20 protein-coding genes, 3 pseudogenes and 1 riboswitch are annotated in these 21,811 nt (G+C 43.2%); of the genes and pseudogenes, 21 read left to right on the top strand and 2 right to left on the bottom strand.

Annotated features, from left to right (window positions below):
• Positions 1-26 precede the first annotated feature (26 nt).
• From scpA to aroD, 15 genes and pseudogenes are all read left to right on the top strand, one after another.
• Complete coding sequence (gene scpA, locus SC79_RS06380) at positions 27-782, top strand: segregation/condensation protein A (RefSeq protein WP_039074353.1); 756 nt, start codon at positions 27-29, stop codon at positions 780-782.
• Positions 772-1,365: an SMC-Scp complex subunit ScpB gene (gene scpB, locus SC79_RS06375; RefSeq protein WP_039074352.1), complete on the top strand. Its 594-nt coding sequence runs from the start codon at positions 772-774 to the stop codon at positions 1,363-1,365. Before scpA ends, scpB begins: the two co-directional genes overlap by 11 nt.
• A 55-nt stretch (positions 1,366-1,420) precedes the next feature.
• Positions 1,421-1,957 (top strand): YpuI family protein, encoded by a 537-nt coding sequence (locus tag SC79_RS06370; protein ID WP_039074351.1) that lies wholly within the window; start codon positions 1,421-1,423, stop codon positions 1,955-1,957.
• 126 nt (positions 1,958-2,083) lie between these two features.
• Positions 2,084-3,232: a D-alanyl-D-alanine carboxypeptidase family protein gene (locus tag SC79_RS06365; protein WP_039074350.1), complete on the top strand. Its 1,149-nt coding sequence runs from the start codon at positions 2,084-2,086 to the stop codon at positions 3,230-3,232.
• Entirely contained in the window at positions 3,220-3,810 is a 591-nt protein-coding gene (gene spmA, locus SC79_RS06360; RefSeq protein ID WP_010328154.1) for a spore maturation protein SpmA, read from the top strand. The genes SC79_RS06365 and spmA overlap by 13 nt, the downstream gene beginning before the upstream one ends.
• Before the next feature lie 4 nt (positions 3,811-3,814).
• Positions 3,815-4,351 carry a spore maturation protein SpmB gene (gene spmB, locus SC79_RS06355; RefSeq protein WP_039074349.1) on the top strand — a complete coding sequence of 179 codons (537 nt, stop codon included), beginning with the start codon at positions 3,815-3,817 and terminating at the stop codon, positions 4,349-4,351.
• 91 nt (positions 4,352-4,442) lie between these two features.
• Positions 4,443-5,177: a 23S rRNA pseudouridine(2605) synthase RluB gene (gene rluB, locus SC79_RS06350; protein WP_010328152.1), complete on the top strand. Its 735-nt coding sequence runs from the start codon at positions 4,443-4,445 to the stop codon at positions 5,175-5,177.
• Between the two features lie 93 nt (positions 5,178-5,270).
• Positions 5,271-5,810, top strand: coding sequence for a thiol-disulfide oxidoreductase ResA (gene resA / locus SC79_RS06345; RefSeq protein WP_039074348.1), 540 nt, complete (start codon positions 5,271-5,273; stop codon positions 5,808-5,810).
• Positions 5,807-7,416: pseudogene (resB, locus tag SC79_RS06340) on the top strand (cytochrome c biogenesis protein ResB). The gene resA and the pseudogene resB overlap by 4 nt, the downstream one beginning before the upstream one ends.
• A 37-nt stretch (positions 7,417-7,453) precedes the next feature.
• Positions 7,454-8,629: a cytochrome c biogenesis protein ResC gene (resC, locus tag SC79_RS06335; RefSeq protein WP_039074347.1), complete on the top strand. Its 1,176-nt coding sequence runs from the start codon at positions 7,454-7,456 to the stop codon at positions 8,627-8,629.
• 81 nt (positions 8,630-8,710) lie between these two features.
• Positions 8,711-9,433: a DNA-binding response regulator ResD gene (resD, locus tag SC79_RS06330; RefSeq protein WP_039074346.1), complete on the top strand. Its 723-nt coding sequence runs from the start codon at positions 8,711-8,713 to the stop codon at positions 9,431-9,433.
• Positions 9,430-11,199, top strand: coding sequence for a sensor histidine kinase ResE (gene resE, locus SC79_RS06325; RefSeq protein WP_039074345.1), 1,770 nt, complete (start codon positions 9,430-9,432; stop codon positions 11,197-11,199). The genes resD and resE overlap by 4 nt, the downstream gene beginning before the upstream one ends.
• A gap of 204 nt (positions 11,200-11,403) precedes the next feature.
• Positions 11,404-11,988 (top strand): RNA polymerase sigma factor SigX, encoded by a 585-nt coding sequence (gene sigX / locus SC79_RS06320; RefSeq protein WP_039074344.1) that lies wholly within the window; start codon positions 11,404-11,406, stop codon positions 11,986-11,988.
• Positions 11,924-13,029 (top strand): annotated as a pseudogene (locus SC79_RS06315) (sigma-X negative effector). The gene sigX and the pseudogene SC79_RS06315 overlap by 65 nt, the downstream one beginning before the upstream one ends.
• A 112-nt stretch (positions 13,030-13,141) precedes the next feature.
• Positions 13,142-13,909 (top strand): type I 3-dehydroquinate dehydratase, encoded by a 768-nt coding sequence (aroD, locus tag SC79_RS06310; protein ID WP_039074343.1) that lies wholly within the window; start codon positions 13,142-13,144, stop codon positions 13,907-13,909.
• A gap of 42 nt (positions 13,910-13,951) precedes the next feature.
• Here aroD and serA read toward each other — a convergent pair whose 3' ends face one another.
• Positions 13,952-15,529: a phosphoglycerate dehydrogenase gene (gene serA / locus SC79_RS06305; RefSeq protein WP_039074342.1), complete on the bottom strand. Its 1,578-nt coding sequence runs from the start codon at positions 15,527-15,529 to the stop codon at positions 13,952-13,954.
• Between the two features lie 206 nt (positions 15,530-15,735).
• Positions 15,736-15,869: riboswitch (FMN riboswitch) on the top strand.
• A gap of 153 nt (positions 15,870-16,022) precedes the next feature.
• Here serA and fmnP point away from each other — a divergent pair.
• A complete protein-coding gene (fmnP, locus tag SC79_RS06300) occupies positions 16,023-16,595 on the top strand; it encodes a riboflavin transporter FmnP (RefSeq protein ID WP_010328399.1) in 573 nt (190 codons plus the stop codon).
• Between the two features lie 298 nt (positions 16,596-16,893).
• On the opposite strand, the gene SC79_RS06295 is transcribed toward fmnP, so the two are convergent.
• Entirely contained in the window at positions 16,894-17,142 is a 249-nt protein-coding gene (locus tag SC79_RS06295; protein ID WP_039074341.1) for a ferredoxin, read from the bottom strand.
• A 265-nt stretch (positions 17,143-17,407) separates the two neighbouring features.
• Here SC79_RS06295 and SC79_RS06290 point away from each other — a divergent pair, with 265 nt between their 5' ends.
• The 5 genes and pseudogenes from SC79_RS06290 to SC79_RS06270 all read left to right on the top strand — a co-directional run bounded on the left by SC79_RS06290 (position 17,408) and on the right by SC79_RS06270 (position 21,766).
• A complete protein-coding gene (locus SC79_RS06290) occupies positions 17,408-18,466 on the top strand; it encodes a helix-turn-helix domain-containing protein (RefSeq protein ID WP_039074546.1) in 1,059 nt (352 codons plus the stop codon).
• Positions 18,459-19,949, top strand: a complete 1,491-nt coding sequence (locus SC79_RS06285; RefSeq protein WP_039074340.1) for a RecQ family ATP-dependent DNA helicase — start codon at positions 18,459-18,461, stop codon at positions 19,947-19,949. Before SC79_RS06290 ends, SC79_RS06285 begins: the two co-directional genes overlap by 8 nt.
• 26 nt (positions 19,950-19,975) lie before the next feature.
• The gene (locus SC79_RS06280) at positions 19,976-20,578 is read left to right on the top strand and encodes a CPBP family intramembrane glutamic endopeptidase (protein ID WP_039074339.1); all 603 of its coding nucleotides are present in this window, start codon (positions 19,976-19,978) and stop codon (positions 20,576-20,578) included.
• Positions 20,529-21,256, top strand: a pseudogene (locus SC79_RS06275) (LysM peptidoglycan-binding domain-containing protein). Before SC79_RS06280 ends, SC79_RS06275 begins: the two are co-directional and overlap by 50 nt.
• Before the next feature lie 66 nt (positions 21,257-21,322).
• A complete protein-coding gene (locus SC79_RS06270; RefSeq protein WP_010330483.1) occupies positions 21,323-21,766 on the top strand; it encodes a YpbF family protein in 444 nt (147 codons plus the stop codon).
• The last annotated feature ends 45 nt before the right edge of the window (positions 21,767-21,811 follow it).

Below are 21,811 nucleotides of genomic sequence, written 5' to 3'. Positions count from 1 at the left end.
GAGTGATACTTGAAAATGGTGAGATGATGGAAGAATATCAAGTGAAAATCGATACGTTTGAGGGCCCATTGGACCTGCTGCTTCATTTAATCAATCGTCTTGAAATTGACATATATGATATACCTGTGGCGAAGATCACTGAACAATATTTATTATATGTACATACGATGCGAGTGCTTGAGCTCGATATTGCCAGCGAGTATTTGGTCATGGCTGCCACGCTGCTCAGCATAAAAAGCAGAATGCTGCTCCCGAAGCAAGAGGAGGAGCTTTTTGATGATGAATTGCTTGAAGAAGAAGATCCGCGGGAAGAATTGATTGAAAAGCTGATTGAGTATAGAAAATATAAAGATGCGGCGAAGGATTTAAAAGAACGGGAAGAAGAAAGACAAAAATCGTTCACGAAACCGCCGAGTGATTTGAGCGAATATGCAAAAGAAGTCAAACAGTCTGAGCATAAGCTCTCCGTCACGGTTTATGATATGATCGGGGCTTTTCAAAAAGTGCTGAAACGCAAAAAAATAACAAGGCCGATGGAAACAACAATTACCAGACAGGAAATACCAATCGAAGACAGAATGAACGAAATCGTGCACAGCCTGAAATCAAGAGGAACGAGAATCAACTTTATGGAGCTGTTTCCTTATGAGCAAAAAGACCATTTGGTTGTGACTTTTCTGGCGGTTCTCGAACTGATGAAGAATCAGCTGGTTCTCATAGAACAGGAGCACAATTTTTCAGATATTTACATTACGGGGAGTGAATCCATTCATGGGGCTTGATATCGTGAATTGGAAAGCTATAGTGGAAGCCCTTCTTTACGCAGCAGGCGATGAAGGGCTCACAAAAAAGCAGCTGTTAACAGTGCTTGAAATCGAAGAGCCTGAACTGAACGCCATCATGGCGGATGTGGCGGACGAATACCGCGGGGATACAAGAGGCATTGAACTGATTGAATATGCAGATACGTACATGCTCTCTACGAAAAAAGCCTTTGCGCCGTACTTGAAAAAACTGATAGAAGTGCCGTCAAAGGGCCTTTCTCAAGCTTCATTAGAAGTACTGGCCATTGTATCTTATAAACAGCCGATTACGAGAGCGGAAATTGAAGAAATCAGAGGCGTGAAATCAGAACGGATTTTACACAGCCTCGTCGCGAAGGCGCTATTGTGTGAAGTCGGACGGGCTGACGGTCCGGGACGGGCCATTTTATACGGCACCACGCCGACTTTTCTTGAACAATTCGGCCTGAAAACGCTGGACGAGCTTCCGCCGCTGCCTGAAAATGCGGAAGAAGACGTTCTTCAAGAAGAAGCTGATTTATTTTTTGAAAACTTTAACCAAACCTTCGAAGATATAAAATAGAAGTTTAATGAATCGCGTTTTTTCATCATCATAAGATATAAGGAAAGAAGCTATTATGAAAGAAGCAAAATGTGAGAGACAAAGACATGAGGGGAAGATACCAAACGAAATGGGACATTCGATTGTGCGAGCGCAGACTCAAAAAACAGGCGAATTCTTATCAATGGTTGTCAATACCGTTAACGATTACCTAAATCAAACCACGCTTGCCTCCTTGCAGGCTGAATTGCCTATTGAGAAAGGATACTGCTGTGATCTGCTGAGCACTCTGAGAAGAATGACAGTATCTTGTGAAAGTGGCGCTGAAGCGTGCCGCCGTCTCCTGATGCAGGAGCCTTTTCAAGAAGCCAGAGCGGAAAAAACACTTTACAATGTATATCACCAATGCATTGAAGAGTTCTTTATGCCCAAAAAAGACACGTGGTGTGAAAATAGCCGGGCGTCTTATACCGGAGTCAGCGCAATTGAGTTTTACCATGCTGTTCCTGCGTCGCTTGAGCAATTATTATTGCCGCTGAGCGCAGCCTTTCTGAAAATGAGAGAAGAGCTGACTCATTACGAAGCGTCTGGATCAAGCATGGCGCCAATTTAGATAACATTTACTCTCCCTTTTTCAGGGAGGGTTTTTTTATGTTTGCCGGAAGATCTATAATTGATATTCATAACTGATGGACATGCGCATAAACTTGTACAAACCACCACAAGGACGTGAGCAAACATGCGTTTTTTCAAAAAAGCAGTATTCATGGTCATGATTTCTTTTCTTCTTGCAAATGTAAATCTAAACCCAGCCCATGCTGCTATAGATGTCAGTGCTAAAAGCGCGATAGTGATTGATGGAGCGTCAGGCAGAGTGTTGTTTGCCAAGGGCGAGCATGAAAAAAGGCGGATTGCGAGCATCACAAAAATCATGACGGCTGTGCTCGCTATCGAATCAGGCAAAATGGATGAAACGGTGACGGTTTCGGCAAATGCTGTCAGAACAGAAGGCTCTGCTATTTATTTAAGAGAAGGGCAAAAAGTGAAATTAAAAGATCTTGTGTACGGCTTAATGCTGAGATCAGGAAACGACGCCGCTGTTGCGATTGCTGAGCATGTGGGGGGGAGCCTCGATGGATTTGTTTATATGATGAATCAAAAAGCTGAGCAGCTTGGTATGGAGAATACCCGTTTCCAAAACCCGCATGGATTGGACGATCACAAAAACCATTATTCATCAGCCTATGATATGGCCATTTTAACCAAATACGCTATGAAACTGAAAGACTATCAAAAAATTTCAGGCACAAAAATATACAAAGCAGAAACAATGGAAAGCGTTTGGAAAAACAAAAACAAACTGCTTACGATGCTTTACCGGTACAGCACAGGAGGAAAAACAGGCTATACAAAACTCGCAAAACGGACACTGGTCTCGACAGCTTCAAAGGACGGCATTGACTTGATAGCCGTCACGATAAATGACCCTGACGATTGGGATGATCATATGAATATGTTTAACTATGTGTTTGATCATTATCAAACCTATTTAATCGCGAAAAAAGGGGACATTCCAAAACTGAGAGGCACTTTTTATGAATCGAAGGCTTTTATCAAACGTGACATCACCTATTTGTTAACCGAAGAAGAGAAAGAAGATGTCAACATTCAAACCACGCTGCTTAAACCGAAAAAAGCCTGGGAAAAAGACGCCTCAAAGATTCCAGACATCGTAGGGTACATGAAGATCATGTTTAACGATAAAACCATTGCAAAAGTGCCAATCTATTATGAAAATGAACGACATCAAAAACCAAAGAAACAATTTTTTGAAACGTTCAAATCAATCTTTCTGAATGCGGCTGGCGGGGCAAAATGGTCAATATAATATGGGTCAGCTTAACTGTGATCGGACTTGTTTTTGCGATGTGCAACGGAACCTTGCAAGATGTAAATGAAGCTGTGTTTAAGGGGGCAAAAGAAGCCGTGACGATCTCATTCGGGCTGATGAGCGTGCTTGTTTTCTGGCTCGGCTTAATGAAAATAGCCGAGCAGTCAGGGCTTTTGGATATTTTCAGCCGAATGTGCAGGCCATTTATATCTAAGCTGTTCCCGGATATACCTCCGGATCACCCAGCGATGGGCTACATTTTATCTAATCTCATGGCGAACTTCTTCGGCCTCGGGAATGCGGCAACCCCTCTCGGCATTAAAGCAATGGAGCAAATGAAAAAGCTGAATGGAAACCGAACGGAAGCAAGCCGGTCGATGATTACTTTTTTAGCTGTCAATACGTCCTGCATCACCCTCATTCCGACAACCGTAATCGCTGTCCGAATGGCCTATTCCTCCAAAACGCCGACAGATATTGTCGGGCCAAGTATTTTGGCGACACTCATCTCTGGAATCGGTGCCATTATGATTGACCGGTATTTTTATTACCGCCGCAAAAAGAAGGGAAGGTGAGCGGATGGAAATCATTAATTGGCTGTCATTAGCCATGATTCCGATCATTATTGCCGGCGTTCTTCTTTATGGAACAATGAAAAAGGTTCCCACCTATGAATCGTTTGTCGAAGGCGGAAAAGAAGGGATAGAGATCGCCTTTTCCATTATCCCATATTTAGTCGGAATGCTTGTCGCCATTACTGTTTTCAGGTCATCTGGCGCGCTTGACTTTATCATGGACCTTTTAAAACCGTTATTCGCCGCTATCGGCATTCCTGCTGAAGTGGTTCCGCTTGCCCTGATTCGCCCGATCTCCGGTACGGCTGCACTCGGTATGACAACCGATTTAATTGCAGTATACGGGCCGGACTCCTTCATCGGCAGACTGGCATCCGTTATGCAGGGGTCAACGGATACAACGCTTTACGTCCTGACAGTGTATTTTGGAGCCGTTGGCATTAAAAAAATGGGTGATGCATTAAAGGTGGGACTTCTTGCTGATTTGATCGGCGTAGTTGCATCTATCATCATCGTTACGTTATTATTTGGGAGCGCCTGAAAACGGCGTTTTTTTAGATTGGGCGCTTACAGTCTGAAAAAGCTTGTTTGTTCAGGTTGAAAAAAGTAAGATAATACTTGAGGTGAAAGACATGGAAAGACTGCAAAAAGTGATTGCTCATGCCGGATTTGCATCGCGCAGAAAGGCAGAAGAGCTGATTAAAGAAGGAAAAGTAAAGGTGAACGGCAAAGTAGTAACAGAGCTGGGTGTTAAGGTCACCGGTTCTGATCAGATTGAGGTAAACGGGTTAAAGGTTGAACGCGAAGAGCCGGTTTACTTTCTCTTATATAAACCAAGAGGCGTTATTTCCGCAGCCCAGGATGACAAAGGGCGCAAAGTCGTGACGGACTTTTTTAAAGAAGTCCCGCAGCGCATTTATCCGATCGGACGTCTGGATTATGATACGAGCGGTCTTTTGCTTTTAACCAATGACGGCGAATTTGCCAATAAGCTGATGCACCCTAAGTATGAAATAGACAAAACATACGTGGCGAAGGTGAAAGGCATTCCCCCTAAAGAGCTGCTTAGAAAGCTGGAGCGCGGAATTATGCTGGAGGAAGGCAAAACGGCGCCTGCTAAAGCGAAGCTTCTGTCTTTGGATAAGAGAAAGCAGACAAGCATTATTCAGCTGACGATTCATGAAGGACGAAACAGACAAGTGCGGCGCATGTTCGAAGCGATCGGGCATGAGGTGATCAAGCTGAAGCGTGAAGAATACGCGTTTTTAAACCTGCGAGGCTTGCACACGGGAGATGCCAGAGAGCTTACGCCGCATGAAGTCAAAAGACTCAGAGCGCTGGCGGAGCACGGTAAAAACGCTTTCTAAATTTCACATAACCTTCAAAAAGTGAGAAATGTGAAATGAATGTGCAATGATATAATTGAATGGATCTGCAATAGGGGAAGGGGGCAGTGGACAATGAAGAGAAATAGGCGTTTATTCATTCGGACCGGCATCCTTCTCATTTTAATCAGCGCGCTTGGCTATACGATTTACAATGCCGTATTTGCCGGCAAAGAGAGCATATCCGAAGGGTCCGACGCACCTAATTTTGTCCTTGAAGATACGAATGGGAAGCGTATCGAGCTCAGTGATTTAAAAGGGAAAGGTGTTTTTTTGAATTTCTGGGGTACATGGTGTGAACCGTGCAAAAAAGAATTTCCTTATATGGCGAACCAATATAAGCATTTTAAAGACAAAGGCATCGAAGTTGTCGCGGTAAATGTTGGGGAGTCAAAGATAGCAGTACATAATTTTATGAAATCCTACGGAGTCAATTTCCCGGTTGTTCTGGATACAGATCGCCAAGTGCTTGATGCCTATGACGTATCTCCACTTCCGACAACCTTTTTAATCAATCCGGAAGGAAAAGTTGTCAAGGTGGTGACCGGCACTATGACAGAAAGCATGATCCATGATTATATGAATCTGATAAAACCCGGAGAGACTTCGGGATGAAGCGAGTCAAATGTGAATGCGGACATGTAAACCCGGTCGGAACCGTTCTATGTGAATCTTGCGGAAGAGCTCTTCAGAACACGCAGCCTCCGCTTGCTGATATGAGATATGACGGAAGCGCAAGGCGTTCACAAACCTATAATAAAACGATCATCGATAAAATTTGGAATTTCTTTTCTTCGGTTAAGGTTGGAATATGGCTTATCGTCATCACCCTTGCCGCATCAGCGTTCGGCACCATTTTCCCCCAAGAAGCCTATTTGCCTCCGGGCGCACAGGCTGATACTTATTACAAAGAGCAGTATGGCACGTTCGGCCAGCTTTATTATTTGCTCGGGTTTCATCATTTATATGGCTCTTGGTGGTATTTGCTGCTTATTGCCTCGATCGGCATTTCACTCGTGATTTGCAGCCTCGACCGGGTCATTCCGTTGTACAGGGCATTAAAAAAACAGGGTGTCAGAAGGAGTCCTGCTTTTTTGAGAAGGCAGCGCCTATTCAGTGAAACAGACACTGTATTGGATGGGAAAGCAAAAGAAAAGATTGTAACGCTCTTAAAGAAGAAGCATTATAGAATCAGAGAACAAGAGAGCAGCATTCTTGCCGAAAAAGGACGTTTTTCCCGCTGGGGCCCGTATGTCAACCACATTGGATTGATTATCTTTCTGATTGGTGCGATGCTGAGATTTGTGCCTGGCATGTACGTTGACGAGACGCTTTGGATTAGAGAAGGCGAAACAGCAGCAATTCCGGGGACAGACGGAAAATATTATTTGAAAAACAATCAATTCAGCGTAGAGACCTATAACAGCAATACAGAAAAAAAAGTATTCGCAGATGCCATTGACAGAGTCGGGGACGGGAAAGTGGCAAAGAACTTTCAAACAGATGCCGTACTCTACAAGAGAGAAGGAAAAATTGTTTATGGCGAGAAACCGAAGCTGAAAAAAATAACAGAAGAGGACATCCGTGTCAATCAGCCGCTGCGTTTTGATTCTTTTTCCGTTTACCAGGTGGATTATAAAGAGAATCAGCTTGATCAAATGGTATTCCAGCTGATAGACAAAAAAACAAAAAATCCTTTGGGAGCTTGAAGATCAACCTTCTGGATCCAGAATCGGTTTATGATCTTGGCAACGGTTACAAAGTTGAAATTGCCAGCTACCTTCCAGACTTCTATTTTAATCAGGATGGAGAGCCGAGCACAAAAACAAAAATCCCTAACAACCCGGCCTTTGTCTTTAATGTCATAACGCCGGACAAACCCAAGGGTGAAAAAAGCTTTGTCGCCATCCAAGAAACAATCGAAGGCTCTGACAGCAATAAATACAAGCTGAAATTTGACCATGTCGAAACGAAAAACATTACCGGACTCACAGTCAGAAAGGATTTGACGCTCTGGGTGCTTGCCGTCGGCGGAGCCATTTTTATGATCGGTGTCATTCAAGGGATGTACTGGCAGCACCGAAGAATCTGGCTGCACTCACAGGACGGCGCGGTCATGGTGGCAGGGCATACGAATAAAAACTGGTATGGCTTAAAGAAGGACTTAGCATTTGTATTGGCCGATTCCGGATTGACTGAACCGGCGGACCAAAAAGAATGAATCAAAACACAGAAATAGGCGAAAAGGGAGTGATGTCATGGCGGAACTGAGCGGAAATTTTCTTTATGCGGCCTTTCTTGTGTATTTAATCGCTGTCCCGATTTTCGGCGGGGCCATACGGGGGAATAAAGATAAAAAGGGCAAGCCGAACCGATGGGCCAACATTGGAATCACTCTTTCTATCATCGGTTTTCTCTGCCATCTGGGATATTTCATCACGAGGTGGGCTGCGAGCGGCCATGCGCCTGTCAGCAATATGTTTGAATTCACCACCGCTTTTGGCATGATGCTCGTTTTAGCGTTTGTTATTCTATATTTTATTTATAGATTGCCTTCACTAGGCTTGTTTACGCTGTCCATCGCTTTATTGCTGATTGTATACGCCAGCATGTTTCCGACTGATATCTCGCCCTTAATTCCGTCACTGCAGAGCAATTGGCTGTATATTCACGTAACAACAGCCGCGCTTGGGCAAGCTATACTTGCGATCAGCTTTGTCGCAGGGGTCATCTTTCTTTTGAAGCACGTAGATCAGACAAAACGAAGCAAAAAAACCTTCTGGCTCGAGGCGATTATGTTTATCTTGGTCACAACCCTCGCGTTTATTGTGGTTACATCGGCATTTCGTTTTGCGGGCTATGAGGCGGAGTTCAACTGGGTGGATAAAAATAAAGAAACAAGCGTGATGGTGTACGAAATGCCTGCGCTTGTCGGCCCGCATCAAGGAGAGCTCTTGACCGAGGGGAAAATGGATCCGCTTGTGGAGCTTCCTGCTCTTTTCTCAGGCAGAAAGGTGAACACTGTCATTTGGTCATTTGGAGCAGGGTTCATTTTGTACGGCGCTCTTCGTCTGATCTTTAGAAAAAGAATCAGCGCCCTATTACATCCGCTGGTGAAAAACGTCAATCTTGACCTCGTGGATGAAATTGGCTACAGGGCCGTTTCAATCGGGTTTCCGATCTTTACGCTCGGCGCGCTGATCTTTGCGATGATTTGGGCTCAGCTCGCTTGGACCAGATTTTGGGGATGGGACCCGAAGGAAGTATGGGCGCTGATCACGTTTTTGTTCTACGCCGCGTATTTGCATGTAAGACTGTCAAGAGGCTGGCACGGTGAGAAGTCAGCATGGCTGGCCGTAATCGGTTTTGCTATTATTATGTTTAATTTAATATTCGTAAATCTTGTGCTTGCCGGACTTCATTCTTATGCATAGTCCTTAGAAAGCGACACAGTTCTCAAACTTTCTCACGATTTGATAAAATGAAAGTAACAGAAGGAAAGCAGGGGGAAAACGATGGACCAAACGAACGAAACCAAAATACTAGTAGTTGATGACGAAGCCAGAATTCGCCGCCTTTTAAGAATGTATCTTGAACGTGAAAATTATGTCATAGACGAAGCGGAAAATGGTGATGAAGCCATTGCCAAAGGGCTTGAAGCCAATTATGACTTAATTTTGCTTGATCTAATGATGCCGGGTACTGACGGAATTGAAGTGTGCCGGCAAGTTCGTGAAAAAAAAGCGACACCAATTATCATGCTGACTGCAAAAGGAGAAGAAGCAAACAGGGTGCAGGGATTTGAAGCGGGAACAGATGATTATATTGTCAAGCCGTTCAGTCCGAGAGAAGTCGTGCTGCGGGTAAAAGCCCTTTTGAGAAGAGCATCCCAAACCTCTTATCTCAATGCCAATACACCGACGAAAAATGTGATCGTGTTTTCACATCTGTCCATTGACCATGATGCTCACCGCGTAACGGCTGATGGAACAGAAGTAAGCCTGACGCCGAAAGAGTATGAACTTCTATACTTCTTAGCGAAAACGCCTGACAAAGTGTATGATCGGGAAAAGCTTCTGAAAGAAGTGTGGCAATATGAGTTTTTTGGTGATCTGCGTACAGTAGACACCCATGTCAAACGCCTGAGAGAGAAGCTGAATAAGGTTTCTCCGGAAGCCGCGAAAAAAATTGTCACCGTATGGGGTGTAGGCTATAAATTTGAGGTTGGCGCTGAATGAAATTTTGGAAAAGCGTAGTAGGCAAGCTGTGGTTTACGATCCTTTCACTCGTCTTGATCGTATTATTCATTTTGACGGTTCTCTTGCTTGAATTTATTGAAAATTACCATGTGGAAGAAGCCGAGAATGATTTAACACAGCTTGCGAATAAAGTTGCTGTCATCATAGAAAATCATGAGGACCAGACACTGGCAAGATCAATCACTTGGGAGCTCGCTGATAACTTAACAAGCATTGCTATCATTCAGGATGAGAAAAAGTACTGGTATTCCCCGAATGATAAAAACCGCCTATCATCCATAACGGTTGAGCAAATACAACATGACAAAGCCTTAAATAAAGCTCTCCAAGATCATAAAAAAGTAAGCAAACGAACGGGGCTGAGCGATACAGACACGGATAATGAACGTCTGATTGTAGGTGTCCCATATGAAAAAGACGGAAAGAAAGGCATGGTCTTTTTATCACAGTCTTTGCTTGCGGTGAAAGATACAACAAAACACACGACCCGCTATATTTTTCTGGCCGCAGGGATTGCGATTGTACTGACCACGTTTTTCGCTTTCTTCTTATCAAGCAGGGTCACATATCCGCTTCGAAAAATGAGAGAGGGCGCACAGGACTTGGCGAAGGGCAAGTTCGATACCAAAATACCGATTTTAACCCAGGATGAAATCGGTGAACTGGCAACTGCTTTTAATCAAATGGGGCGGCAGCTTAACTTTCATATTAATGCGCTTAATCAAGAAAAAGAGCAGCTTTCTAACATTTTGAGCAGTATGGCTGACGGAGTGATTACCATTAATATTGACGGTGCGATTCTTGTGACAAATCCGCCTGCTGAACGTTTTCTTCAGGCTTGGTATTATGAGCAAAACATGAATATCAAAGAAGGGGATAATCTTCCGCCAGAAGCAAAAGAACTGTTCCAAAGCGCTGTCAGCACTGAAAAAGAGCAAATGATAGAAATGATGCTGCAAGGCAGGTCATGGGTGCTTTTGATGTCGCCGCTTTACGCGGAGTCGCATGTCAGAGGAGCGGTTGCCGTACTGCGCGATATGACGGAAGAACGCCGCCTTGATAAGCTGCGTGAGGATTTTATCGCAAATGTCAGTCATGAGTTGAGGACACCGATTTCTATGCTTCAGGGATACAGTGAAGCGATTGTCGATGACATTGCAAGCTCTGAAGAAGACCGAAAAGAAATTGCTCAAATCATATATGACGAATCGCTGCGAATGGGTCGCTTAGTCAATGATCTGCTTGATTTAGCCCGAATGGAGTCAGGCCATACAGGCTTGCATTATGAACATATCAATGTGAATGAATTTTTAGAGAAGATCATAAGGAAATTTTTCGGCGTTGCGAAAGAAAAAAATATTGCTTTACATCAAGACGTTTCTCTCACAGAAGAGGAAATGATGTTTGACGAAGACAAGATGGAGCAGGTATTTACCAATTTGATAGATAACGCGCTGCGGCATACCTCATCCGGCGGCAGTGTTTCTATTGAGGTCCATTCTGTAAAGGATGGATTGAAAATTGATATCAAAGACTCTGGATCCGGTATACCGGAAGAAGATCTGCCATTTATCTTTGAGCGGTTCTATAAGGCCGATAAAGCGCGGACAAGAGGCAGAGCAGGAACCGGGCTTGGGCTGGCTATTGTGAAAAATATCGTGGAAGCCCACAACGGATCAATAACAGTGCACAGCAGAATAGATAAAGGAACGACATTTACATTTTATATTCCGACAAAAGCATAAAATAGAGTCTGAATTTGCCGAAGAATCTTGTTCCATAAGAAACACCCGCTGACCTTAGCGGGTGTTTTTTTAAAGCCAATATGAACAAAATTTTAAGGATATGTTAATATAAATTCCCTTCCAAATTCCAGTTTCTCGTAATATAGTTGTAATGTAACTTTTCAAGCTATTAATACGACAAAAAAGTGAACGGAGGGGTTTCAAATGGAAGAAACCTTTCAATTGTTATATGATACATATCATCAAGATTTGTACCAATTTTTATTTTATATGGTAAAGGATAAAAACCAGGCAGAAGATCTTCTGCAGGAGGTTTATATCCGGGTCTTACATTCTTATCATACGTTTGAAGGAAGAAGCAGTGAAAAAACATGGCTTTTGTCGATAGCACGCCATGTTGCGATCGACTGGTTCCGTAAACAGCAGACGATCAGACAGCGTATACTCGGCACGTTTGATTGGGATACACAGGATGTCAGAGATCAGCAGTTGCTTCCGGACGAGCTTGCGATTCAACACGAAAATGTCCGGGAAATTTATACTGCGCTTGATCAATGCACGATCGACCAAAGAGCTGTGATTATCTTGCGGTTTATTCAGGGGTATTCAATTCAGGAAACAGCCAACGCTCTGCGCTTCTCGGAAAGCAAAGTCAAAACGACCCAACACAGAGGGCTCAAAGTACTTCGGAAACATATGGAGCTTTTGAGGGAGGAGCTAATGGATGATGAAGTCAGATTGGAACGAAGAACAGATAAAGGAGTTGTTAAGTCAACTTCCGGCAGTTAAAGACCATCGTTCGCCTCAAGATATTTATAAGCGGCTGACGATGGCAAAAACCAAAAAAAGCCCGCTGTTAGGTGGATTGGCCCCGCGTGCGCCACTGCAATTGCGGTTTATATCGCCTTCATTATTTCTCCTCAATTCTTTGATCAGGCACAACCTCAACAAAAAGAAGCGTCCCAAGAGAACGCTGTGACGAAAACTGAGACAGCAGACAGCCCAAAGGCTGCATCATCCCTGGATCAGACATCGTATGTTGTTTCTGAAAAGGAACAGAAAAATTACATCACTGTTGCGATTGCCGATGCCGATACATCCGCAATCATACCTCTCAGCATCAAAAAAACAAACGCAGACCAAACGATACAGGATATGTTGTTTGAAAGCAGTGAGCTGGGTATCCTTGACCATGCCATTACGATCCCATCCTTCATAGATGAAGTGGAGGTAAAAGAAAACCCAAACAAGAAGGAATTAAGTATACGAGTCCATCAGCCTATCGCAGATTTTGCTGTAAAAGACGATACACTGTTAAAAAAATTGCTGAAAGAATCCTTAAAATGGAGTCCTTATGAAAATATCAAATTTTTATCGGAGCAAAACAAGAGTGGCATCCGTATTGGCTCATATGGCACTTTTACGGAAATTGCAATTACAAAACAGTCAAAAAGAGCTTACTACTTGTATCAAAATAAACAAGGACAAGACTTTCTCGTTCCATCGGAAAAAACATTTGATACCGTAAAAGAAGCGATAAAGGAAATGGGATCGGACATCCAACAAGAGGCAACACCTCTTTTTCAAGCAAGAACTGTCAAATCTGTAACGAAGAAACAGAAGCACTTATATATCCACTTCTCAAAAGACTCAGCAGTTGACAATTCTATTGCCGGTATTTTAATGCTTGAGGGACTTCTTTTAACAGCAAAGGAGTTTGGTTTTACAGATGTGACCTTTACGGAAACCAGAACAAAAAAAATCGGCAAATATGACGTATCAGATGCCATTCCGGTACCTGCTGCTCCAAATCCGATTTCCTTAGATTAATTAGGGCCTTTTTAGGCTCTTCTTTTGGTTGCCTTTCGTGTAATAGAAATGTTCAAAAAATCGTTGTCCGTGTATAATAAAACAAGGTAAAGATTGAAAGGATTTGAGCCGAGTGAACGTGTTGACAATCAAAGGAGTTTCCATTGGAGAAGGATTGCCGAAAATCATCGTTCCGCTGATGGGAAAAACGGAGAAACAAATTATGAACGAAGCAGAAGCTGTAAAATTACTGGAGCCGGACATTGTGGAGTGGAGAGTCGACCTATTTGAAAAATCAAATGACAGAGAAGCCGTCACAAAGATGATTTCTAAGCTTCGGGAGTCTTTAGCGGACAAGCTGTTTTTATTTACATTCAGAACCCATAAAGAAGGCGGGAGCATGGAGATGGATGAAAGCTCCTATATTGCCTTGCTAGAAGCAGCAGTCCGGACAAAAGGCATTGACCTTATTGACATTGAATTATTTTCGGGAGATACAAATGTGAAAGCGTTAGTAACGCTGGCAGAAGAACATAATGTCTATGTGGTGATGTCAAATCATGATTTTGAGAAAACGCCTGCGAAAGATGAGATTCTATCGAGACTTCGAAAAATGCAGGATCTAGGGGCGCATATTCCAAAAATGGCTGTCATGCCGAATGATGCAGGAGATCTCTTAACGTTGCTTGACGCGACGTATACGATGAAAACAAAATATGCAAACCGTCCATTCATTACAATGTCTATGGCTGCAACAGGACTGATTAGCAGACTGAGCGGCGAGGTTTTTGGATCAGCCTGTACTTTTGGCGCCGGAGAAGAAGCGTCGGCACCTGGTCAAATACCTGTTTCTGAGCTGAGGAGTGTCTTAGGCATTTTGCACAAACACATACGAGAATAAAAAATAAAAAACTCAAGCCTATTACAGCTTGAGTTTTTTTGATTATGGAAGATCAATGAGCTTAACAGACACAATATCAGGAACTTCTGTTAGTTCTTTCACGATCTTATCTTCCAAATGTCTGTCAAAGGAAAGCATCATGATGGCTTCTCCGCCTTTTTCTTTACGGCCAACCTGCATGGTTGCAATGTTAATATCGTTATCTCCGAGAATTCGTCCTACTCGGCCGATGACACCTGTTGTATCCTGATGCTGGATATATACCAAGTGACCTGTTGGATAAAAATCGATATTAAAGCCGTTGATCTCGACAATACGCTCTCCAAAATGAGGGATATACGTAGCCGTCACAGTAAAGGTGTTGCGGTCTCCTGTTACTTTTACGCTGATGCAGTTATCGTATCCAGATTCAGAAGAGGAAATTTTTTCACTGAAGCTGATGCCGCGTTCTTTTGCGACACCACCGGCATTGACTTCGTTAACAGTTGAGTCAACGCGCGGTTTCAAAAAGCCTGACAGAAGGCTTTTTGTAATGAACGATGTTTCAAGTTTAGCAATTGTGCCTTCATATTGAATGGCAACATCCTTAACCGGCTCTTTCATGCATTGGGATACTAAACTGCCTATTTTTCCTGCGATTTGATGGTAAGGCTTAACCTTAGTGAATTCATCTTTTGTCATGGCTGGCAGGTTGATAGCAGACATGACAGGAAGACCTTTTGCGAACTGGAGAACTTCTTCTGACACTTGAGCCGCGACATTCAGCTGCGCTTCTTTCGTCGATGCCCCTAAGTGAGGAGTGGCAATGACTAATGGATGATCAACAAGTTTATTGTCAACAGGCGGTTCAACTTCAAAGACGTCAAGCGCCGCTCCGGCAACGTGCCCGCTTTCCAAAGCCTCAAGAAGTGCAGCTTCATCAATAATACCGCCTCGTGCACAGTTAATTAAGCGGACACCTTTTTTCGTTTTTGCAATCGTTTCTTTATTCAATAAGCCTTTTGTTTCTTTTGTTAAAGGCGTGTGAACAGTAATAATATCCGCACTTTCAAGCACTTCTTCAAATGTGCGGCTGTTTACGCCAATTTTTTTCGCTCTCTCTTCAGTTAAGAAAGGGTCAAAAACATGAACGGTCATTCCGAACGCTCTCGCACGTTGTGCGATTTCGCTTCCGATTCGGCCTAATCCTACAATTCCAAGCGTTTTCCCATAAAGCTCGGCACCGACATAAGCCGTGCGGTTCCACTCTCTTGATTTCACAGAGATATTAGCCTGAGGAATGTGCCTCATTAAAGAAGAGATCATCGCAAATGTATGCTCAGCTGTCGAAATGGTGTTGCCGTTTGGAGCGTTAATCACGATTACCCCATGTTTAGTCGCTTCATCAATATCGATATTATCTACACCGACACCGGCTCTTCCGACAATTTTTAAAGAAGTCATTTTGTTGAAAAGGTCTTCTGTTACTTTTGTCGCACTTCGCACCAAAAGAGCATCAAAAGTATGTAATTCATCCTCTGCATCTGCTGCGTTTTTTTGAACGATTTCAATAAAATCTGATTCAATAAGCGGCTGTAAGCCGTCGTTGCTCATTTTGTCTGAGACCAATACTCGAAACATCGTTAGATTTCCTCCTAAATTGACAAACTAAATATCTGATAATTTAACATATTCTCAATAGAGTGTCAACGTGTATTGACGCAGTAAAGGATGAAAGGAAAGCCTAAAAATCAATGTTTTCAAAGCTTTCGGGTATTATATATAATTTGAAGCAATTCTCTATACAGCCAACCAGTTATCGTTTATAATGGAACTAAATTCATATGATCAATCTTCGGGGCAGGGTGAAATTCCCTACCGGCGGTGATGAGCCCATGGCTCTAAGCCCGCGAGCTGTTTTACAGCAGGATTCGGTGAAATTCCGGAGCCGACAGTACAGTCTGGATGGGAGAAGATGGAGGTTCATAAGCGTTTTGAAATTCCTTTTCAAACGTTTCTTTGCCTAGCCTAATTTTCGAAAACCCCGCTTTTTTTGATGAAGCGGTTTTTTTATTGGCTGGAAAAAGAACCTTTCCGTTTTCGAGTAAGATGTGATCGAAAAGGAGAGAGTGAAGTGAAAGTAAAAAAATTAGTAGTGGTCAGTATGCTGAGCAGTATTGCATTTGTTTTGATGCTGTTAAATTTCCCGTTTCCGGGGCTTCCGGATTATTTAAAAATTGATTTTAGCGATGTGCCCGCTATTATTGCCATTTTGATTTATGGACCTTTGGCAGGAATTACAGTAGAGGCGATAAAAAACGTTCTCCAATATATTATTCAGGGAAGCATGGCCGGGGTTCCTGTCGGGCAAATTGCAAATTTTATCGCAGGAACACTTTTTATCTTGCCGACTGCTTTCTTATTTAAAAAGCTGAACTCAGCAAAGGGGCTGGCTGTCAGTCTGCTTCTGGGAACTGCAGCAATGACCATCTTGATGAGTATTTTAAATTATGTACTGATTCTTCCTGCTTACACGTGGTTTTTACATTCACCGGCATTATCCGACAGCGCGCTGAAAACAGCGGTCGTCGCTGGTATCCTGCCGTTTAACATCATAAAAGGCATTGTGATTACGATTGTATTCTCACTAATTTTCATCAAGCTGAAGCCATGGATTGAACAGCAGAGAAGCGTGCATATCCATTAAAAAGTAAAAAAAGCTCCCGCAGGGGAGCTTTCAGCGTGTCGACAAACCCTCGCATTCGTTGTCAGGCTTGCGCGTCGGTGCTCACGGGTTACGAAAGGAACGGCGGCTAAATGCTTAGGCGTCCTGCCTAAACACCGCCGCCATCACATCCTGTGAAAGTCTGCTCCGATGCTCGCCCTTCCTAGACTTCAAGGGTTTTCAATCACGCTGAAAAGATGATAAAGTCATAAAACGAAAACCGTTTTATGACTTTGTCAACAATCTAAAAAGCTCCCGCAGGGGAGCTTTTTCCATACTTCTATTCAAATTTAAGCGCGTCGCCTTCAAATGGCTCATCCGCCACTTTGATGGAATCAGTAGGGCATCCTTCAAATGCATCAATCATATCTTCTTCCAGTACCTCAGGAACTTCGACAACGCCTTTGTTTTCATCAAGCGTTACGAACGCGATGCCTTCATCATCGTAATCGTAAATGTCCGGTGCAGCAGCTCCGCAAGCACCGCATGCAATACATGTATCTTTGTCTACGATTGTGTACTTTGCCATGAATAAAACCTCCCAGATTGTTCTTGGTGGAACAAATGGATCAATCTTTATATATAATCAATTTAACACCTATTCCTCTTACTTATTGTAATGATGTTGCTGCCACATTTCAACAGAAAAATGATTGAGAATGCTTATCACATAAGGGGTTATCTACATAACATCCCCCTTGATGATGACTTTAAACGTCGATTTCTGTTTAAAATCTGTTAAAATAAAGAGAGCAAATCAGCGATTTTTGTCAGGAAGAATGTGGGTGGATAGGTTGTCATTAAATTATTTCGATATTATGGTTCTCGATTGCCTTTGCAAAATAAACGGAGAACGGTCAGGAAGCGCTGTTTTTCACTTATTTAAAGGCAAAAGGTCGTCACAAACCATTCAAGATGCCGGCTTATTTCAGACAGCAAAATATTTTGGAATGGCACCGAAATGTTCGAGAAGCGATATTTCAGCGTCGCTCACCAAGCTTGAACAGCATTCTTATCTCGAACCATTGGCTGAAACAGATACATATAAAGTGACAGCCAGCGGCGCAGCTTCATTGAGGCACGCATTCAGTGAACGGCCTTGGCCCGTTCACTGCCAAGGCGCTTATTACCAGCAGGCTGCCGGCGTACTTTGGAAAAGGCTTTCTCTGCTGGTGCAGGTCTTATCAAATAAACAGCAGGGGAGCAGGCAGTATATCCCTGTCACAAAGGATTATAAGACACTTCAATGGGTAAAGAAATACTTCTTCAGGTATACGGATCATATAGAGATGGCAAGCAGCCTTTTTGCTATGCTGGAGGCGCATTTACGCCAGATTGATGACAAAGCGGCGCAAATTTTTGTCTACTCTTTAACCTCGCACGATAGGATTGGCTTGACGAGCAGACAGCTTGCTGACATGCTGAATGAAGATGAATGGTATGTTTATATCTTGTTTTGGGCTTCGGTACATTATTTTATTCATTCACTATCGGAGTGTGAACATTCTCTGTTAAAGGATATCCTCTCTGATGTTCATGTGGAGAATGCTCTGACAGAGTCCACAAGAAAAACATGGCAGATGGTCAAACGAGGGATCCCGATACAGAGAATCGCCGACATCAGAAAGCTGAAAACAGCGACGATCGAAGACCATATTGTTGAGATTTCTCTCCACGAGCCTGCGTTTCACATAGATGACTATGTATCAGCGGAAGACCAGCTTGAAATTGCAGAGTTTTCCAAGCGGATACGGACAAACAAAATCAAACAAATTCGCGACGGCCTACAGCAGCGGTTCAGCTATTTTCAAATCAGACTGGCATTGACAAAGCAGGTGCAGCAATATGACTAATTTACAGCAAACGTTACATCAGTTTTTTGGTTTTACTTCCTTTAAAAAAGGGCAGGAGGACATTATTAGAAGCATACTTAGCGGGAGGGATACCATTGCGATGCTGCCGACTGGGGGTGGAAAATCGCTTTGCTACCAGCTGCCTGGCTATATGCTTAACGGCATGGTGTTAATCGTTTCTCCACTGCTTTCTTTGATGGAGGATCAGGTGCAGCAGCTGAAGGCGCGGGGCGAAAAGCGTGCGGCGGCTTTGAACAGCATGCTTAGCAAGCAGGAGAGACAATTTGTTTTAGATCATATTCACCGCTATAAATTTTTGTACTTATCTCCAGAGGCTTTGCAGTCTCCTTATGTATTGGAAAAATTAAAAAGCGTCCCGATCAGCCTATTCGTTATTGATGAGGCGCATTGCATATCTGAATGGGGGCATGACTTCAGGCCTGATTATTCAAAGCTGGGACAGCTGAGAAAACAACTTGGGCACCCGCCGGTTCTGGCATTGACCGCTACAGCTACAAAGGATACATTGCAAGATGTCACGAACCTGCTTGAGCTGCAACATGCTGAACAACATCTCAACTCAGTCAATCGGCCAAACATCGCGCTCAGGGTTGAACAAGCGGCGCATACTGCCGAAAAAATAGATAGGGTCATTCAGCTGGTTGAAAACCTTCAAGGTCCGGGAATTGTTTATTGTCCGACAAGGAAATGGGCTGAGGAATTAGCGGGTGAAATTAAAAGCAAAACAAGCAGCAGAGCCGACTTTTACCATGGCGGTATGGAGTCTGGCGACAGAATTTTAATCCAACAGCAGTTTATTCATAACCAGCTTGATGTGATATGTTGTACAAATGCGTTTGGCATGGGTGTCGATAAACCTGATATCAGATATGTGATTCATTTTCATCTCCCCCAGACAGCTGAAGCATTCATGCAGGAAATTGGCAGAGCGGGACGCGATGGAAAACCAAGTGTCAGCATTTTGCTGCGGGCGCCAGGGGATTTTGAATTGCAGGAGCAGATTATCCAAATGGAGAATGTCACAGCTGAAGAAATCGCCAATGTGATCCGTGTGCTTGAAAAGACGGAGGAGCGGGATGAGAGACGGCTGCGGGATTTAGTAATGCAGTATGGTATCGGAGAGACCCAAAGCCGTATGATGATACACCTCTTTATGCAGGGCAAAACATCAATTGAACTGATGAAGCAAGAGATTTCATATCGCATGGAACTGAAGCTGGAAAAAATGCGCCGTGTATCTTTTCTGCTTCAGCGTGATGGCTGCATAAGACAATCGTTGTTAACCTATTTTGATGAATCATATGAGCCTGATGATGGAAACCTCCCATGCTGTTCACATTGCGGTTTTGATCTATCCTTGTATGAACAAAAAGGAGAACGGAATAAAATGGCGCCATTGGACAGCTGGAGTATGGAATTGAAACGGATATTCAGCTTGGAGACTGTAGGTGAACGGAACTGAAACAGCAAAAGGATCTCATTCAGCAAATGTCAGACCGTGATATGCTGAAGCAGTTATATGTAACGCAGCTTTTGATCCTCATCGCCGCAGCTGCAGCAGGATTGTTCTTTTTTGAGGATGTCAGAGACGTACAAAAGCTCTGGGATATTCGCGATATGCGTATCATATGGTATGGTGTTTCCATTGCTATTATTGTGATTTTAGCCGATATGGCGGTGATGAAATGGTGCCCGCCCCATCTATATGATGACGGGGGCATCAATAAAAAAATATTCAGTAAGAGGTCGATCCCTCATATTATACTTTTAACGCTTCTGATTGCTTTCGCGGAAGAAATGTTATTCAGAGGAGTGCTGCAGACTCATATCGGTTTATGGGCGGCCAGCCTTATATTTGCCGTTCTTCATTTTCGGTATTTGTCAAAATGGCTGTTATTTATCATGGTGACAGCAATCAGCTTTTTGCTCGGACTGATGTATGAATGGACCGGTAACTTATTTGTTCCGGTGACGGCGCATTTTATCATTGATGCCGTGTTTGCCTGCCAGATTCGTTTTGAACATGTGAGGAGGGATAAACATGACGAACATGTCGAGAGTAGAGAGAAGAAAAGCCCAGAATCGTTATGAAGATCAAAACGCCGCATTGGCGGACGATTTTTTCGATGATGATGAAGAAAGCCTTCCGACAAGACAATCTGTAAAAAATCAGAGAGAACAGAAAAAAAAGCAAGTGAAAACAAAAACGCCATTATTCACTGTACTCGCTGTATTATTTGTTTTTGTGCCGGTTATTGTTTTGGTGAGCTTATTTTATCTAAAAAGCCATCCGGATCATCGTGATGATTATGAAGATGTTTTTATCGACAGCAGCCAAAGCAAATACGAGGTTGTGCCGAAATCAGAGGGCAAAAAAGACAACAAAGAAAAGACCAAAGACACTGCACTGCAGCAAGCGTCCAAAAAAAAGTCTGAGATGGCAAAGGCTAAAGAGCCGTCAAACACAGCAACTGCTAAAAAGCAGCCTGCTGCTGAGCAAAAAAAAGACTCGGTAAATCAAGAGGAAGCAACGGCTGCTTCCTCTTCCCAACAAACAGCAGCACGAGAAGAACAGCAGCCGGCTGAACAAGTTCAAACTGAGGCGAAACGAGTGGTCAAGCACACCGTCCAAAAAAAGAAACGCTGTACCGCATTTCAATGAAGTATTATAAAAACCGGTCGGGAGAAGAAAAAATCCGTGTGTATAATCATCTGAATGGAAATGATGTTTACACTGGACAAGTATTGAACATCCCCCTTGATGGATGAATAAGGCATCTTTTTTATGTTCCGCTCATATCATGTAGCAATGAAAAAGGACAAGGTGTGAAGCGGATGGAATCCTTATGGAATCAGTTGGACCAGTTTACAGACGCGCCGACCAAACAGATGCTCCAAGCGCTGGTGAAACGAAAACAAAAATTTGAACAATATGCAGCGCAATGCCGCAGATGGCGGTGGACGTCCCTCATTTGCTTAGGGCTATTATGTCTTATGATTATGATCAAAAGCCCGGCGCCTCAGCTCGTTCTTCAAGAAATGCTCAGCCGTACCTTTTATTTATTTTGGATGATGGCAACCGCTTTTGCATACTGCACTTCATATTATTTTAAGAAAAAGGAAGATAAAGCTGAGGGTGATTTCCATAAACTGAGATGCGAAATTATTCAGAAAAGCACTGATCTTTGGCCGCAGCCGGATAAATGGAAGGCGAGAGAGTCTGTTTTTCAAATGATGAAGCACAAATACGATATTAATCTATATTTTGAAAGTAAATAAATCGGGGCGTTTTCTTAAACGATAGAAACGTCTTTTTTTATTGTC

The organism is Bacillus sp. MSP13 (genome assembly GCF_000815295.1).
In the GTDB taxonomy this organism is placed as follows: domain Bacteria; phylum Bacillota; class Bacilli; order Bacillales; family Bacillaceae; genus Bacillus; species Bacillus vallismortis.
The sequence above is the reverse complement of the archived record's forward strand: the minus strand, read 5'-3'. Positions and strand labels throughout refer to the sequence as shown.

What these genes read in the sequence shown, in the direction of transcription:
- rluB (WP_010328152.1), top strand. Translation starts at nt 4,443, where the DNA reads ATGGAAAGACTGCAAAAAGTGATTGCTCATGCCGGATTTGCATCGCGC.
- resA (WP_039074348.1), top strand. Translation starts at nt 5,271, where the DNA reads ATGAAGAGAAATAGGCGTTTATTCATTCGGACCGGCATCCTTCTCATT.
- SC79_RS06285 (WP_039074340.1), top strand. Translation starts at nt 18,459, where the DNA reads ATGACTAATTTACAGCAAACGTTACATCAGTTTTTTGGTTTTACTTCC.
- SC79_RS06295 (WP_039074341.1), bottom strand. Translation starts at nt 17,142, where the DNA reads ATGGCAAAGTACACAATCGTAGACAAAGATACATGTATTGCATGCGGT.
- resE (WP_039074345.1), top strand. Translation starts at nt 9,430, where the DNA reads ATGAAATTTTGGAAAAGCGTAGTAGGCAAGCTGTGGTTTACGATCCTT.
- SC79_RS06370 (WP_039074351.1), top strand. Translation starts at nt 1,421, where the DNA reads ATGAAAGAAGCAAAATGTGAGAGACAAAGACATGAGGGGAAGATACCA.
- SC79_RS06280 (WP_039074339.1), top strand. Translation starts at nt 19,976, where the DNA reads ATGTCAGACCGTGATATGCTGAAGCAGTTATATGTAACGCAGCTTTTG.
- sigX (WP_039074344.1), top strand. Translation starts at nt 11,404, where the DNA reads ATGGAAGAAACCTTTCAATTGTTATATGATACATATCATCAAGATTTG.
- scpA (WP_039074353.1), top strand. Translation starts at nt 27, where the DNA reads ATGGAAGAATATCAAGTGAAAATCGATACGTTTGAGGGCCCATTGGAC.
- SC79_RS06365 (WP_039074350.1), top strand. Translation starts at nt 2,084, where the DNA reads ATGCGTTTTTTCAAAAAAGCAGTATTCATGGTCATGATTTCTTTTCTT.
- serA (WP_039074342.1), bottom strand. Translation starts at nt 15,529, where the DNA reads ATGTTTCGAGTATTGGTCTCAGACAAAATGAGCAACGACGGCTTACAG.
- SC79_RS06270 (WP_010330483.1), top strand. Translation starts at nt 21,323, where the DNA reads ATGGAATCCTTATGGAATCAGTTGGACCAGTTTACAGACGCGCCGACC.
- resD (WP_039074346.1), top strand. Translation starts at nt 8,711, where the DNA reads ATGGACCAAACGAACGAAACCAAAATACTAGTAGTTGATGACGAAGCC.
- spmB (WP_039074349.1), top strand. Translation starts at nt 3,815, where the DNA reads ATGGAAATCATTAATTGGCTGTCATTAGCCATGATTCCGATCATTATT.
- scpB (WP_039074352.1), top strand. Translation starts at nt 772, where the DNA reads ATGGGGCTTGATATCGTGAATTGGAAAGCTATAGTGGAAGCCCTTCTT.
- spmA (WP_010328154.1), top strand. Translation starts at nt 3,220, where the DNA reads ATGGTCAATATAATATGGGTCAGCTTAACTGTGATCGGACTTGTTTTT.
- resC (WP_039074347.1), top strand. Translation starts at nt 7,454, where the DNA reads ATGGCGGAACTGAGCGGAAATTTTCTTTATGCGGCCTTTCTTGTGTAT.